At 71.3% G+C, this 13,554-nt stretch carries 14 protein-coding genes; 5 read left to right on the plus strand and 9 right to left on the minus strand.

Going from position 1 to position 13,554, the window contains the following annotated elements; all coding sequences use genetic code 11:
* Window positions 1-43 precede the first annotated feature (43 nt).
* Together AN215_RS23535 and AN215_RS23540 are read right to left on the minus strand one after the other, a co-directional pair.
* The gene (locus AN215_RS23535) at window positions 44-712 is read right to left on the minus strand and encodes a DUF1003 domain-containing protein (protein WP_079123347.1); all 669 of its coding nucleotides are present in this window, start codon (window positions 710-712) and stop codon (window positions 44-46) included.
* Window positions 702-2,042, minus strand: a complete 1,341-nt coding sequence (locus AN215_RS23540) for a magnesium transporter MgtE N-terminal domain-containing protein (protein WP_070011103.1) — start codon at window positions 2,040-2,042, stop codon at window positions 702-704. Before AN215_RS23540 ends, AN215_RS23535 begins: the two co-directional genes overlap by 11 nt.
* A 235-nt stretch (window positions 2,043-2,277) precedes the next feature.
* On the opposite strand from AN215_RS23540, the gene AN215_RS23545 reads away from it, so the two are divergent.
* Entirely contained in the window at window positions 2,278-3,003 is a 726-nt protein-coding gene (locus AN215_RS23545) for a hypothetical protein (RefSeq protein WP_070011102.1), read from the plus strand.
* A 98-nt stretch (window positions 3,004-3,101) separates the two neighbouring features.
* Here the strand turns inward: AN215_RS23545 and AN215_RS23550 are convergent, their stop codons facing one another.
* Both AN215_RS23550 and AN215_RS23555 read right to left on the minus strand, forming a co-directional pair.
* The gene (locus AN215_RS23550; protein ID WP_070011101.1) at window positions 3,102-3,632 is read right to left on the minus strand and encodes a hypothetical protein; all 531 of its coding nucleotides are present in this window, start codon (window positions 3,630-3,632) and stop codon (window positions 3,102-3,104) included.
* 107 nt (window positions 3,633-3,739) lie between these two features.
* Window positions 3,740-4,855: a magnesium and cobalt transport protein CorA gene (locus tag AN215_RS23555; protein ID WP_070011100.1), complete on the minus strand. Its 1,116-nt coding sequence runs from the start codon at window positions 4,853-4,855 to the stop codon at window positions 3,740-3,742.
* A gap of 493 nt (window positions 4,856-5,348) precedes the next feature.
* On the opposite strand from AN215_RS23555, the gene AN215_RS23560 reads away from it, so the two are divergent.
* From AN215_RS23560 to AN215_RS23570, 3 genes are all read left to right on the plus strand, one after another.
* Complete coding sequence (locus tag AN215_RS23560) at window positions 5,349-5,936, plus strand: suppressor of fused domain protein (RefSeq protein WP_070011099.1); 588 nt, start codon at window positions 5,349-5,351, stop codon at window positions 5,934-5,936.
* Between the two features lie 102 nt (window positions 5,937-6,038).
* Window positions 6,039-6,677, plus strand: a complete 639-nt coding sequence (locus tag AN215_RS23565) for a DUF6758 family protein (RefSeq protein ID WP_070011425.1) — start codon at window positions 6,039-6,041, stop codon at window positions 6,675-6,677.
* A gap of 126 nt (window positions 6,678-6,803) precedes the next feature.
* Entirely contained in the window at window positions 6,804-7,661 is an 858-nt protein-coding gene (locus tag AN215_RS23570) for a PHP domain-containing protein (RefSeq protein ID WP_070011098.1), read from the plus strand.
* On the opposite strand, the gene AN215_RS23575 is transcribed toward AN215_RS23570, so the two are convergent.
* Window positions 7,651-8,613 carry an alpha/beta fold hydrolase gene (locus tag AN215_RS23575; RefSeq protein ID WP_070011097.1) on the minus strand — a complete coding sequence of 321 codons (963 nt, stop codon included), beginning with the start codon at window positions 8,611-8,613 and terminating at the stop codon, window positions 7,651-7,653. The two genes, AN215_RS23570 and AN215_RS23575, sit on opposite strands and share 11 nt — an antisense overlap.
* 123 nt (window positions 8,614-8,736) lie before the next feature.
* Window positions 8,737-10,518, minus strand: coding sequence for a DEAD/DEAH box helicase (locus tag AN215_RS23580; protein ID WP_070031244.1), 1,782 nt, complete (start codon window positions 10,516-10,518; stop codon window positions 8,737-8,739).
* A 343-nt stretch (window positions 10,519-10,861) separates the two neighbouring features.
* Between AN215_RS23580 and AN215_RS23585 the strand changes: the two genes are divergently transcribed.
* Entirely contained in the window at window positions 10,862-11,593 is a 732-nt protein-coding gene (locus tag AN215_RS23585; RefSeq protein WP_070011424.1) for a ferritin-like fold-containing protein, read from the plus strand.
* 226 nt (window positions 11,594-11,819) lie between these two features.
* Here AN215_RS23585 and AN215_RS23590 read toward each other — a convergent pair whose 3' ends face one another.
* The 3 genes from AN215_RS23590 to AN215_RS23600 form a co-directional block, all read right to left on the minus strand.
* Window positions 11,820-12,110, minus strand: coding sequence for a hypothetical protein (locus AN215_RS23590; protein ID WP_070011095.1), 291 nt, complete (start codon window positions 12,108-12,110; stop codon window positions 11,820-11,822).
* A gap of 150 nt (window positions 12,111-12,260) precedes the next feature.
* Complete coding sequence (locus AN215_RS23595; protein WP_070011094.1) at window positions 12,261-12,491, minus strand: DUF3107 domain-containing protein; 231 nt, start codon at window positions 12,489-12,491, stop codon at window positions 12,261-12,263.
* Window positions 12,492-12,661: 170 nt separating this feature from the next.
* Window positions 12,662-13,554, minus strand: an 893-nt coding sequence (locus AN215_RS23600; RefSeq protein ID WP_070031275.1) for an IS30 family transposase, incomplete at its 5' end; no start/stop codon positions are given.

A 13,554-nucleotide genomic window follows, 5' to 3' on the forward strand; every position in this document is an offset into this window, starting at 1 on the left:
CGGTCCGGAGCGCCCGGACACCGGAAGGCCCGTATGGCGTGCATCACATGCCGGGCGGCGGACCTCCGGTTCGGGTCACGGTCTGCTCGGCGTCGCGGTCCATCCGACCCGTCTGCTCCAGGTCCTTGACCAGCTCCTGCAGTTCCGAACGGATCCAGTCACGGGTGGCGACCTCACCGAGACCCATCCGGAGCGACGCGATCTCGCGGGTGAGGAACTCGGTGTCGGCGATGCTGCGTTCGTTCTGCTTCCGGTCCTGTTCCAGATTGACCCGGTCCCGGTCGTCCTGCCGGTTCTGAGCGAGCAGGATCAGCGGCGCCGCGTACGACGCCTGCAGCGACAGGGCGAGGGTCAGGAAGATGAAGGGGTATTCGTCGAAGCGCAGCGGCGCCGGCATCACCACGTTCCAGATGATCCAGACCGTGACGACGAACGTCATCCAGACGATGAACCGTCCCGTGCCCAGGAAGCGCGCGATCTCCTCCGACAGCCGGCCGAACGCGTCCGGGTCGTACTCCGGGAGCAGCCTCCGCCGCGGGGCGCGCGGCACGTCCAGACGACCACGCGTGCTGCGCTCCCGCTCGCGCTCGCGGGCCACTTCCAGTTCCCGGTCCCGCTCGCGTTCACGTTCCCTCTCCAGATCGCGTTCGCGGTCGCGCCACCGGTCGCGGCTCCTCTCCCGCTCCCGGTCCTTGTCCCGTTCAGCCGCCATACCGTACGACTCCCTCCGCTCGCGGTCCGCCGGCAATGGGCAACCGCTGCGCGGCCTCCTCACGCCAGTCGTCCGGCAGCAGATGGTCCAGGACGTCGTCGACGGTGACGGCGCCCAGCAGATGCCCGCCCTCGTCCACCACCGGTGCTGCCACGATGTTGTACGTCGCCAGATAGCTGCTCACCGCCGGCAGCGTGGTCTCCGGCGGCAGCGGGCGCAGATCGGTGTCGACGATCGAGCCGACGAGGGTGAACGGCGGGTCCCGCAGCAGTCGCTGGAAGTGGACGAGCCCCAGATACTTCCCCGTCGGCGTCTCGTCGGGCGGCCGGCAGACGAAGACCTGCGCGGCCAGCGGGGCGGACAGGTCGGCGTTGCGCACGCGCGCGAGCGCGAGCGCCACGGTGTCGTCGGGCTGCAGCACGATGGGCTCCGTCGTCATCATGTTCCCGGCGGTGCCCTCCTCGTACGACAGCAGCCGCCGTACGGGCGCCGCGTCCTGGGGCCGCATCAGCTGGAGCAGCCGCTCCTTGTCGTGCTCGGCGAGCTCGGAGAGCAGGTCGGCGGCGTCGTCGGGGTCCATGGCCTCCAGTACGTCCGCGGCGCGTTCGTCCGGCAGCTCGTCGAGGAGCTCGACCTGGTCGTCGGTGGGAAGCTCCTCCAGTACGTCGGCGAGGCGGTCGTCGTCGAGCGCGGCCGCGACCTCGACCCGGCGCTTCGGGGTGAGATGGTGGACGGTGTTGGCGATGTCCGCGGGGCGCATGCGCTCGAAGGTGGCCAGCAGAGTCGCCGCTCCCTGTTCCCTCTCCTCGAGAGCGAAGCCGGTCACCGCCGACCACTCGACGGTCAGGGCTTCGCCCCGCCGCCGGAGCGCGCCTCCCTTGCCGCGCCGCAGCCGCCGCACGAACACCTTGTCGATCTGCCAGTCGCGCCTGGCCGGCAGCTGCTGAATTCCGACGTCGAGGACGGTGACCTGCTCGCCGGTCTCCACCAGGGACACCTGACGGTCCAGCAGCTCACCCAGGACGAGGGTCTCGGACGGGCGCTGTTCGAAGCGCCGCATGTTCACGACTCCGGTGGTGATGACCTGGCCGGACTCCACGCCCGTCACCCGCGTCATCGGGAGGAACACCCGTCGCCTGCTTACCACTTCGACCACCAGGCCGAGCACGCTCGGCGGGCGCTCCCGCTGCGGGCTGCCCGCTCCCGGGGCGGGCTGGCCGCGCAGCATGACGACGACGTCGCGCACCCGCCCCACCTGGTCGCCGTTCGGGTCGAAGACGGCGATGCCGGAGAGGTGAGACACGAAGACCCGGGAGGCGCCTGCGGCCATCGGTCGGGCCCTCCTCGTCCGTACGTGCTCCGGTGCAAAAGCACCCTTTGCCGCCTTCAGCCTAGCCCGGCGGCGCCCGGTGAGAGCGTGTGCGATGGTCCGGACGGCTGCCGTCCGCAACCGGGTGCGCGCACCGGTAGGGTGCGGTTTCCGGCTCGATCTCCAGGAGGTTGCCGACGTGGTTGGACGCGCTCATGTGGCCATCCCGCCGAAGGCAGGGGACACACGAGGAAGCATGGTCCTCAAGGGGGCCGTCTGCGTGGGACTCACAGTGGCGCTCGCAGCGTGCGGAGCCGGCGATCCCGACGCCGGCACCAACGGGGTCGGCAAGCTCTCCGCGTCCAAGATCGAGAAGAAGGCGCGGGCCGCCGCCGAGCAGGCCGACTCGGTCAAGCTCTCCGGCACCGTCGTCAGCAAGGGCCAGACCTACCGTCTGGACATGCGGCTGCAGCGCGACGGCGCGATGGGCAAGGTCGCGACCAAGGGCGGTTCCACCTTCTGGCTCCTGCGCATGGGCAAGCACCTGTATCTCAAGGCCGACGCCGGCTTCTGGGCGCGGCAGGAGAAGGGCGGCAAGCAGCCGTCCCGGTCCGATGTGCAGGCAGCGGGGAAGCTGGACGGCAAGTACGTCAAAGTGCCGCCGGAAGACCCGGCGTACAAGCAGCTCAGTGGTTTCGCCGACATGCGAGTGCTGCTGGAAGGGCTGCTGGTGATGAACGGCAAGCGCGAGACCGGCGAGCGTAGCGAGGTCGGGGGCGTCAAGACGGTACGCGTGCAAGGGGGAAGCGGCAGCGTCGTCGACGTCTCGCTGCTCGGCACGCCGTACCCGCTGCGCATCCAGCGTGCGGGCGGGGCGGGCACTCTCGAACTCGACGACTGGAACAAGGAGTTCGAGCTGGAGGCTCCCGCGAAGCAGCAAGTCGTGGACTACGGCAAGAAGATCGTCGCGAACAAGGGCTGAGCCTTCAGGCGTCCGGTCTTCAAGCTCTCGCGCCTGCCGGCGGCTCCGGCATCGGCCGCCGGCGCATCGGCGGTGGCATACGCATGTTCGCGCTCCTGCTACGTGCCGTGCTGCCGCCGCCTGCGGAACAGCAGCTTGGGCAGCCCCGCGGGGATGCGCCTGCGGGTCGTCGCGGGCGTCGGAGCGGGCACGGCCGCCTGCGAACCGTCCGGCATCGCACCCGGCTTCTGCACGGGCGCTCCCGCCGGCTCCAGCCGCAGCACCCGGCACTCACTGGCCCAGCGTTCCGCGACGGTGGGGAAGTCCGGCGCGTTGAGCCGCTTGCTTCTCAGCTCGCCGACGACCGTCTCCCAGCGTTCGCCGCGCGGCGCCAACTCGACGACGCGCGCGGGCCAGACCACCAGGCGACCGCCCTTGTCCTTGCTGCGCACACTGACCGTGGCGGTGCCCCCGTCCGTCAACCCGAGGCCGTCCAGGGGTTGTTCGAGCGGTCCGCCGCCTACGACACACACGGCACCGTCGTGCCACACGTGCCACAGGGAGCGGGCAGGGCCCTCCGGGCCGCGCACCCAGATGAGGCCGGACTTCTTGCTGGCCTCCTCGATAAGGGCCTGATCGAGCAGCGTCATGAACGCAGGCTACCGGGCGGAGGGGCCCACGTGCCGGTGGCGCCGTGGCCGCCTGTCGCCACCGGCTGTCAACGCGGTACGTCAACTCCGTCCGTCGGCGTAGCCGGTCAGAGCCACCCGTTCCGCTTGAAGCCGCGGTAGATGGCGACGCAGATCGTCACCGTGACGCCCATCACCGTGGGATAGGCGTATTTCCAGCCCAGTTCAGGCATGTAGTCGAAGTTCATCCCGTAGATGCCGGCGATCATCGTCGGCACGGCGAAGATGGCGGCCCACGAAGTGATCTTGCGCATGTCCTCGTTCTGGGCGACGGTCGCCTGCGCGAGGTTGGCCTGGAGGATCGAGTTGAGGAGGTCGTCGAAGCCCAGCACCTGCTCGTTGACCCGCGTCAGGTGGTCGGCGACGTCACGGAAGTACTTCTGGATCTCCGGGTCGATGACCTGCATGGGCCGTTCGCTGACAAGCTGCATCGGCCGCAGCAGCGGTGAGACGGCACGCTTGAACTCCAGCACCTCGCGCTTGAGCTGGTAGATGCGCCCCGCGTCGCCGCCGCGGCGCCCGTTACTCGTGGTGTTGGAGAAGACCTCGATCTCCACCTCGTCGATGTCGTCCTGTACGGCGTCGGCCACGGCGAGATAGCCGTCCACCGTCTGGTCGGCGATCGCGTGCAGCACCACCGAGGGGCCTTTGGCGAGCAGTTCCGCGTCGTCCTCCATGCGGTGCCGCAGGGCGCGCAGCGAGCCCTGGCCGCCGTGCCGCACCGTGATGATGTAGTCCCGGCCGGTGAAGCACATCACCTCGCCGGTCTCCACGACCTCGCTGGTGGCGGTGAGTTCGGCGTGCTCCACGTAGTGGATGGTCTTGAACACGGTGAACACGCTGTCGTCGTAGCGCTCCAGCTTCGGGCGCTGGTGTGCGTGCACCGCGTCCTCCACGGCGAGCGGGTGCAGCCCGTACTCCGTGGCGATGCCGGAGAACTCCCGCTCCGTGGGCTCGTGCAGACCGATCCACACGAATTCGCGGCCGCCGCTCGCGCGCACGCGCCGGAGTGCCTCGTCCGGCATCACCTGGGCCTCGATGCGGCGCCCGTCGCGGTAGACCGCGCAGTCGACGACTGCGGTGCCGGCCGTGTCGGTGCGGGTGTTCTCGTACGGGTACGCCGAGCGGCGTCCCTTGCGCAGGGACGGGCGGACGGCGGCGCGCAGGTCTCGGATCATCGACATGCTGAGCTCCTTGTCGGTGCCGTGCCGCGGCCCGGCTCAGCGCTGCCCGGAATGTGGGCCTACGGATTCGTGCGGCGCACGGCCGGAGGTCTGCAAAGCGGGTACCGCTCGGTGCCGGTCGCGACGGCGTTGGGTGGTTCGCTGTCGGGACGGAGGGGGAGCGAAGCTCTGTGCTCTTCCGCCTCGCGCGTCCTGCGGGACCCGTTGGAGAACTGCCCGGAGAAAAACCTTCCCAGCGAGGTTTCACCGTTGAAACGGCTGGGGAGTAGGGCGCTCAGGAGTGGGGACGCGACCTTGCCACGGAAGAGCAGTTGGTACTGCACGGTCGACTCGGATCCATGTCAGTCCCACCTCCTCCGGCCGGTCCCCGGGCAGGGGACGATTCGCATGTCTGACCAGCAGCCAACGGTAACACCGGTCAGAGGGCCCGGTGTCCGTTCGGGTCGCCGGACGCATCTCTTTGCCTTGTCCTTACGCGGCCTATGCTCGCGTCATGGCTGACGTCACGGACTTGGTGGAGGCACGGCTGCGTTCGGCGCTGGGTGAGCCGGACGCACGGGCATCGGTGACGTTCCTCGGCACCGAGCGGATCGAGGTGCTGCGCTTCCCCGACGAGGACCTCGTGCGCTACGCCACCCTCGGAATGTCCGCCGCCCCGATGACCGAGCCTGCCGCCGCGCTCGCCGACCCGGAGCGCGGACCGCGCGCGGAACTGGTGCTGTCGGTGCGGGCCGGTGCCGCCGCGACCGACAAGGTGCTGCGGCCGCTGGCCGTGCTCGCGGCCTCACCGCAGGTCGAGGGTGTCGTCGTCGCGCCGGGCGCCTCCCTGGACGTCGGTGAACCGCTCTGGCCCCAGGCCCCCTTCACGTCCGTTCTCGTGGCCGAACCGGGCGGCCTGGTCGAGGACTTGGAGCTCGACCCGCCTCTCGACCCTGTCCGTTTCCTGCCGCTGCTGCCGATGACGCCGAACGAGGCGGCCTGGAAACGGGCGCGGGGCGCGGAGGCCCTGCAGGAGCGCTGGCTCCGGTACGGCACCGACCTGCGGGACCCGCACCGCGAGGCCGTACCGCTCGACGGCTGAGCCCCGGCGCCGGCCCGGCGGCCCACTCCGGCCGGGGTCTGTGGAGAGGCCATGGGTGATCGTCCTTGACGCGGGCCTCACCGGGGAGCACCGTTGTTCAACATGAGGGGCGAACCCAGTTGCCCGAAGTGCGGTGGCCGGGTGCGCGCGCCCGGACTCTTCGCAGACACCTGGCAGTGCGACCTGCACGGCACGGTGCATCCGCTGCAGCCCGTCGTTCCCCCCAGCGTCGAAGCTCTCGCCGTGGCAGTGGGCCGTACGAAGGTGCCCGTCTGGATGCCGTGGCCGCTGCCGGTCGGCTGGCTCTTCTCCGGTGTGGCCTGCGCGGGCGACGACCGCAGCGGCGGCCGCGCGACGGCGGTGGCCTGCTCGGGGCCCGGCCCGCTCGGAGGCCCGGGTGAACTCATCCTGGTGGCCGAGGAGTTGGGCGTCGGCCTCGGTGCCCGGTACGCGGGTGTCGACGGCCCCGACCCCGGGCCGGGCATGCGCGTGGACCAGCCGCCGCCGGTGAAGGTGCTCGCCGCGGGGCGGCCCACGCCGCTGTGGCACGTGACGGGGACGGCCGACGACCGTGCCGTTTTCGCGGGCGAGGCGTGCGGACTGTGGCTGTGGGCGATCGTCTGGCCCGAGCAGTCGGGGCTGCTGCTGTACGACGAGCTCGTACTCACCGATCTGCGCGACGCCGGTGCCGAGGTCGACCTGCTGCCCTGCGGCGCGCTCTCGCCGCGCATCATCTCCTGACCCGGACACCCGCCTTCTGCCGTCCCGGGCCGCCCGCCACGGGACGTCTCCGCTGCGCGGCTATCCTGGTGACACCCGCCGCCGTACGGCCCGTCCGCCCCCTCGTCCGCAGCTGGAGCCCTTCTCGTGCGCATCGACCTGCACACCCACTCCACCGCCTCGGACGGCACGGACACCCCTGCGGAGCTCGTCCGGGGCGCGGCGTCCGCCGGTCTCGACGTCGTCGCCCTGACCGACCACGACACCGTCTCGGGCCACGACGCCGCCGCGCGCGCCCTGCCCCCGGGCCTCACGCTGGTCACCGGGGCCGAGCTCTCCTGCCGCCTGGACGGCGTGAGCCTGCACATGCTGGCCTACCTCTTCGACCCGGCCGAGCCGGAGCTCGCCCGGGAGCGCGAACTCGTACGCGACGACCGCGTCCCCCGTGCCCGCACCATGGTGAGCAACCTGCGCGAGCTGGGCGTCCCCGTGACGTGGGAGCGGGTGGCCGAGATCGCCGGCGACGGAGCCGTCGGCCGTCCGCACATCGCTACGGCAATGGTCGAGGCGGGCGTCGTCGGTAGCGTCTCGGACGCCTTCACGGCGGAGTGGATCGCCAACGACGGCAGGGCGTACGCCGAGAAGCACGAGCTCGACCCGTTCGACGCGCTGCGTCTGATCAAGGGCGCGGGCGGCGTGGCGGTCTTCGCGCATCCGCTCGCCGCCAAGCGCGGCCAGTGTGTACCGGAGAGCGCCATCGCGGATCTGGCCGCCGCCGGTCTCGACGGCATCGAGGCCGACCACATGGACCACGAGCCGGCGACCCGCGCCCGGCTGCACGCGCTCGCCGCCGACCTCGGGCTGCTCGCCACCGGCTCCAGCGACTACCACGGCAGCCGCAAGAGCTGCCGCCTGGGCGAGCACACCACCGATCCCGGGGTCTACGAGGAGATCGTGGCCCGTGCCTCCGGCGCCGCGCCGCTGAGGGGTCCCGTCAGGGGCTGACGCCGCCCGGACCGCCGTCCCGGCCTTCGTCGCCGTCGCTGTCGCCGCCCCCGTTCCCGCCCGCTCCTTCGCTCCAGAAGGACGCGAGCGCGCGTGCCGTCTCCCCGGGCCGTTCGGCGTTCGGCGAGTGCCCGGCGCCGGCCACGACGGTGCGTACGGCGCCGAGCCGGACGGCCGTCTCGTCGAGCAGCGGCACCGGCCATGCGTAGTCCACCGAGCCTGAGAGCACATGGACCGGGAGGGGGTCCGGCCGTCCGGAGACGGCCGCGGCGAGTTCGTCGACCCTGTCCGGCTCGGTGATCAACTGCTGTGCGGTGGCGGAGAGTTGCTCCGGTACGTGGGCCATCCAGCGCCGGTGCAGGAACTCGGCGACATCGGGAGGTGTCTCCTCGTCGGCGGCCTCGACCGGGTCCAGTTCGAGCATCGCCTGCCAGATCTCCTCCATCTCCATCACCCCGAGCGCTCCGAGGAGCATCTTCAGGCGCCGCTGCTGGGACGTGGAGACCGCGGCAGGACCGCTGCTCATGAGAGTCAGGGAAGCGAACAGCGAGGAGTCACGCAGCACCGCGGCGCGCGAGACGAGGCCGCCCAGCGAGTGCCCCAGCAGATGGACGCCCGCCGCCGGCCCGGGGGACTCCGCGCCCTCCAGGAGTGCTTCCGCGAGTGCCAGCACGTCCCGGGCCAGCTCGGGCTGCGCGTACGCGGACTCCTCGCGCGGGCCCTCCGTCTCGTACTGGCCGCGGCCGTCGACCGCCACGACGCGGTAGCCCATGCCGGCGAGAGGGTCCAGCAGGGCGATGAAGTCCTCCTTGCTGCCGGTGAAGCCCGGCACCAGCAGCGCGGTGCCCAGCCGGGGCTCGCCCGCCTCGTGCACGGCGAACTCACCGCGCGCGGTGGACAGCCGGTGGGCGCGGACTGCGGGCGGCAGCCCGAGGAACGGCGGCTTGCTCATACGAGGACGCTACCGCTGCGCACATCCCGTGACAGCGCCGCGCACGAGCCTCCGGCGGAACGAACGAGGCCCGGCACCCCGTGATCAGGGGTGCCGGGCCTCGCAGGTGATCCGGGCGGCCGGTCAGCTCTCGGGGCTCGCCTCGGGCTGCTGTGCCGCCTTCGCGCTGTTGCCGCCGCCCGCGCGGGTACGGCGCCTGCGGCGCGGCTTGGCGCCCTCCTCGGCGGCCGCGTCGCGCTGCGGGCCCGCGGCGGTCGCGGTGGCCGTCGCGGTGCCCGCGGAACCGGCATCGCCCGCGGACGCTCCGCCGCCTCCGCGCGTACGGCGCCTGCGGCGCGGCTTGCGCGCCCCGCCGTCTCCTTCGGCGCCCGCTGCCGGAGTCACCGCGGTGCCGTCGGCAGTACCGGCCGCGGGTGCCGTCGTGCCCTCGTCACCGACGGGCCGGCCGTTGCGGGTACGGCGCCGCTGGCGCGGCGGCCGGGCCCGCTTCGGCCGCTCGCCGGATTCGCCGTCCTTGCCCGGGCCGCCGCGTCCGCCGCGGCCTCGTGCCGGACCGCGTCCCGTCTCGCCCAGATCCTCGACCTGCTCCGCCTTGAGGCCCGCGCGGGTGCGCTCGCCACGGGGCAGAACGCCCTTGGTGCCCTCGGGGATGCCGAGTGCCTCGTAGAGATGCGGGGAGGTGGAGTAGGTCTCCTCCGGGTCGGGGAGCCCGAGCTCCAGCGCCTTGTTGATCAGCTGCCAGCGCGGGATGTCGTCCCAGTCCACGAGCGTCACGGCCGTACCGGAGGCGCCGGCCCGGCCGGTGCGGCCGATGCGGTGCAGGTAGGTCTTCTCGTCCTCGGGGGTCTGGTAGTTGACGACGTGCGTCACGTTGTCGACGTCGATGCCGCGCGCCGCCACGTCAGTGCAGACCAGGACGTTGACCTTGCCGTTGCGGAAGGCGCGGAGCGCCTGCTCGCGGGCGCCCTGCCCCAGGTCGCCGTGTACGGCGCCCGCGGCGAAGCCCCGCCGGGTGAGCTGGTCCGCGACGTCGGCCGCCGTCCGCTTCGTACGGCAGAAGATCATCGCGAGCTCGCAGCCCTCGGCCTGCAGGATGCGGGCGACCATCTCCTGCTTGTCGAGGGAGTGGGCACGGAAGGCGTGCTGTGTGGTGTTGGCCACAGTCTGGCCGGCGTCGTCGGGCTCGGACGCGCGGATGTGCGTGGGCCGGTTCATGTAACGCCGGGCCAGGGAGATGACCTGCCCCGGCATCGTGGCCGAGAAGAGCATGGTCTGCCGCTTCACCGGCAGCATCTGGATGATCTTCTCGACGTCCGGGAGGAAGCCGAGGTCGAGCATCTCGTCGGCCTCGTCCAGGACGAGTGTGCGCACGTCGGAGAGCCGGAGCTTCTTCTGGCCCGCCAGGTCGAGCAGCCGCCCGGGCGTTCCGACGACGACGTCGACGCCCTTCTTGAGGGCCTCGACCTGCGGCTCGTACGCACGGCCGCCGTAGATCGGGAGGACCCGGACGTTACGCACCTTGCCCGCGGTCAGCAGGTCGTTCGTGACCTGCTGGCACAGCTCACGCGTCGGTACGACGATGAGCGCCTGCGGGGAATCGGTGAGCAGCTCCGGCTCGGCCCTGCCGGACTCCACGTCGGCGGGCACGGTGACGGACTCCAGCAGCGGAAGGCCGAAGCCCAGCGTCTTGCCGGTGCCGGTCTTGGCCTGGCCGATGACGTCGCCGCCCGCGAGGGCGACGGGGAGCGTCATGGACTGGATGGGGAAGGGAGTGCTGATGCCGACGGCCTCCAGGGCCTCGGCCGTCTCGGAGAGGATTCCGAGTTCGCGGAAAGTCGTGGTGGTCAGGATGCTGGCCTCTTCTGTGTGACGCGTGATGAGGCGGCGAGGAGGGTCGTACCGCATCAGCGGGGGCGGCGTCCTGCCTGCCCGCCGGTCTGTGCGGGACCACTGGCTCTCGCTCAAGCGCTCTTCACGCGAGCGGTCCCTCATGGTCACGGGACGTGTGGGGAAACACGCGCCACGCGGAGGGCGGTCGGGGTCGGAGCCGATCGTCCTCCGACCGGGCATCCGCAGTGTTGCGTTCTGCATCCCGCCGTCCGGCGGGAGCCAATATCACTGTACCCCGGATCCGCGCATGTGTACCGGGGCGATTGTTGTGTACGAGTTCACTGTGGCGTGCCCAGCGGGATGATGAGGCCTGAACCAGGGGCTTCCGGGCCGGTTGGCGCGGGCTATCGTGCTCAGCATGGAGACCAATGGGAAGACCCCCGAGGCTGTGCACACCGGGATCGCCACCCAGGACTGGGCAGAGGCGTCCGCAGACTCCACCTACCGCGCGGCCGTGGTGGATCTGCTGGGTGCCCTGGCCTACGGGGAGCTTGCCGCCTTCGAACGCCTCGCGGAGGACGCGAAGCTCGCGCCCACGCTCGCCGACAAGGCCCAGCTGGCGTCCATGGCTTCCGCCGAGTTCCAGCACTTCGCGCAGCTGCGGGACCGGCTGTCCGTGATCGACGCCGAGCCGACGGAGGCCATGCGGCCCTTCGCCGCCGCGCTGGACGAGTTCCACCGGCAGACGGCCCCGTCGGACTGGCTGGAGGGTCTGATCAAGGCGTACGTCGGTGACTCGATCGCCTCCGACTTCTACCGCGAGGTCGCCACGCGCCTGGACTCCGACACCCGCGCGCTGGTGCTGGGAGTGCTCGACGACAGCGGGCACTCCAGCTTCGCGGTGGAGAAGGTCCGGGGCGCCATCGAGGAGGACCCACGCGTGGGCGGAAGGCTCGCGCTGTGGGCGCGGAGGCTGATGGGGGAGGCCCTCTCACAGGCGCAGCGCGTGGTCGCGGACCGCGACGCGCTCTCGACGATGCTGGTCGGCGGCCTCGCGGACGGGTTCGACCTGGCGGAGGTGGGCCGGATGTTCTCCCGGATCACCGAGGCGCACACCAAGCGCATGGCGGCGCTGGGACTCGCGGCCTGAGCGGAGCACGTGCGGTTCGCGGGCCAGGGCCCGTCCCAGGACGCCGTCAAGGCGGGAAGCCGGGGCGGGCACCGCACCCGACGCCCGAACGAGCGACGGACCGGGGTCGGCAGCGCTTGACCGGCTTGACCGGACAGCCTGACCGGCAGTGCTGGACTCCCCGGGTGGAACCGGCGGTGCTGCGACCGGTCGTGCTTGCGGAATGCTCCCGCGGTGCTACGCGCGTCTACACGTGCGGCGGGCTCGGCACCTTGGGGCCAAGGCGCTGCGGCGGGCGGGCGTTCTCACCGAGCAGCAGTGAGAGGATCGCCACACTCACGACCGCGGCGACCGTCAGCGTCACCAGGGCGTGACCGCCGCCGAGGACGATGTGGCAGATGAGCCCGCCCAGGAGCGCGGCCGCGGGGCCGGTGGCGAGCACGAGAGGGCGGCCGGGGAGTCGCTCGGGAAGCCGCCGGGCGGCGGCATAGGCGATGGCGAGCCCCAGTGCCATGGCGCCGAGTGCCTCCCAGATCATGGGACCTCCTCGGGAGTGGACGGCGGCCGGTCCGGCCACCGTGCAGGTCGGTCGCTCCCGTACTCCCCGTGTGGCCCGCACGCGAAACGGCGGCTTCCCGAAAGATTCGGGAAGCCGCCGCAATGCCGGACGTACAGGTTGCCCGGACGCTCAGATCGTGCCGAACCCCACCTTGCGGCCCGTGTGTTCGCCGATCTCGACGTAGGCGACGCGGTCCGCCGGCACGAGGATCTTGCGGCCGTGCTCGTCGGCCAGGTTGAGCATGTTCGAGCCGCTGTCGGCGAGTGCGGCCGACACGGCGCTCTCGATCTCTTCGGGAGACTGCTTGCTCTCGAAGACGATCTCGCGGGGCGCGTGCTGCACGCCGATCTTGACCTCCACGGCTATGTCCCTCCGAACGGTCAGTTGAATACGCGGTCAGCCGCGCTGTACGGAGCACACATTAGCCCGACGGCCGCCCGTACCGGGGCCCGGCTCCGCACGCCCGCAGCGAACACGCCGGAGCCCCCGCCCAGTGAGGCGAATTCGAGGGGTCGTTGCAACACAAGTGATCAACTGGCTGTTGCCAGGAGCTTAGCGAGGCGCTCGGCTGGGGTTTCCCAGCCGAGCGTTTTGCGTGGGCGGCTGTTGAGTTCGGCTGCGACGGCGTCCAGGTGGTCTCGGGTGTGGACGGACAGGTCTGTTCCTTTCGGGAAGTACTGTCGCAGCAGGCCGTTGGTGTTCTCGTTCGAGCCGCGCTGCCAGGGGCTGCCGGGGTTACAGAAGTAGACGGGGATGTCGGTGGCGATGGTGAATGCCTGGTGGGCGGCCATCTCCGAGCCCTGGTCCCAGGTCAGAGACTTCCGCAGGTGCGGCGGCAGGTCCTTCACGGTCTCGGCCAGCGCGTCTCGGGTGTTGCCCGCGCTGTGACCGGCCGGCAGGTGGACGAGCAGGACGTAGCGGGTGGCTCGCTCCACGAGGGTGCCGATCGAGGACTTGTGATCCTTGCCGATGATGAGGTCGCCCTCCCAGTGGCCGGGAACGGCCCGGTCGGCGGCCTCAGCGGGACGATCGCTGATCATCACCATGTTCGGGATGCTGCGGGGCTGGCGCTTGTAGGACTGTCGGTGGGGCCGGCGCCGTGCGCGACCGGTTCGCAGGGCTCGGGTCAGCTCGCGGCGGAGTTCTCCGCGGCCCTGGACGTAGAGGGCCTGGTAGATGGTCTCGTGCGTCACGTGCATCTCCGGCCGGTCGGGAAAGCGTGCACGCAGAGCGTGGCAGATCTGTTCCGGGCTCCATCGCAGCGTGAGGTGGTCCTGGATGAAGTCACGCAGCTGCGAGTTCTGCCCGATCTTGCCGGGCTTGGGACGCGGGCGCCGCTGTTCGGCTCGGCGATGGGCGGCATGCGGGCGGTAGACCCAGCAAGACGCGTCCCCGCGTAACGGCATGCCGTTACGGCGTACTT

It is taken from the genome of Streptomyces abyssalis (assembly GCF_001751365.1).
Lineage (GTDB): Bacteria > Actinomycetota > Actinomycetes > Streptomycetales > Streptomycetaceae > Streptomyces > Streptomyces abyssalis.

Coding starts and splice junctions, on each gene's coding strand:
- AN215_RS23575 (WP_070011097.1), bottom strand. CDS start 8,613: ATGAGCAAGCCGCCGTTCCTCGGGCTGCCGCCCGCAGTCCGCGCCCAC.
- AN215_RS23550 (WP_070011101.1), bottom strand. CDS start 3,632: ATGACGCTGCTCGATCAGGCCCTTATCGAGGAGGCCAGCAAGAAGTCC.
- AN215_RS23580 (WP_070031244.1), bottom strand. CDS start 10,518: ATGCGGTACGACCCTCCTCGCCGCCTCATCACGCGTCACACAGAAGAG.
- AN215_RS23540 (WP_070011103.1), bottom strand. CDS start 2,042: ATGGCCGCAGGCGCCTCCCGGGTCTTCGTGTCTCACCTCTCCGGCATC.
- AN215_RS23585 (WP_070011424.1), top strand. CDS start 10,862: ATGGAGACCAATGGGAAGACCCCCGAGGCTGTGCACACCGGGATCGCC.
- AN215_RS23545 (WP_070011102.1), top strand. CDS start 2,278: ATGGTCCTCAAGGGGGCCGTCTGCGTGGGACTCACAGTGGCGCTCGCA.
- AN215_RS23565 (WP_070011425.1), top strand. CDS start 6,039: ATGAGGGGCGAACCCAGTTGCCCGAAGTGCGGTGGCCGGGTGCGCGCG.
- AN215_RS23560 (WP_070011099.1), top strand. CDS start 5,349: ATGGCTGACGTCACGGACTTGGTGGAGGCACGGCTGCGTTCGGCGCTG.
- AN215_RS23590 (WP_070011095.1), bottom strand. CDS start 12,110: ATGATCTGGGAGGCACTCGGCGCCATGGCACTGGGGCTCGCCATCGCC.
- AN215_RS23555 (WP_070011100.1), bottom strand. CDS start 4,855: ATGTCGATGATCCGAGACCTGCGCGCCGCCGTCCGCCCGTCCCTGCGC.
- AN215_RS23535 (WP_079123347.1), bottom strand. CDS start 712: ATGGCGGCTGAACGGGACAAGGACCGGGAGCGGGAGAGGAGCCGCGAC.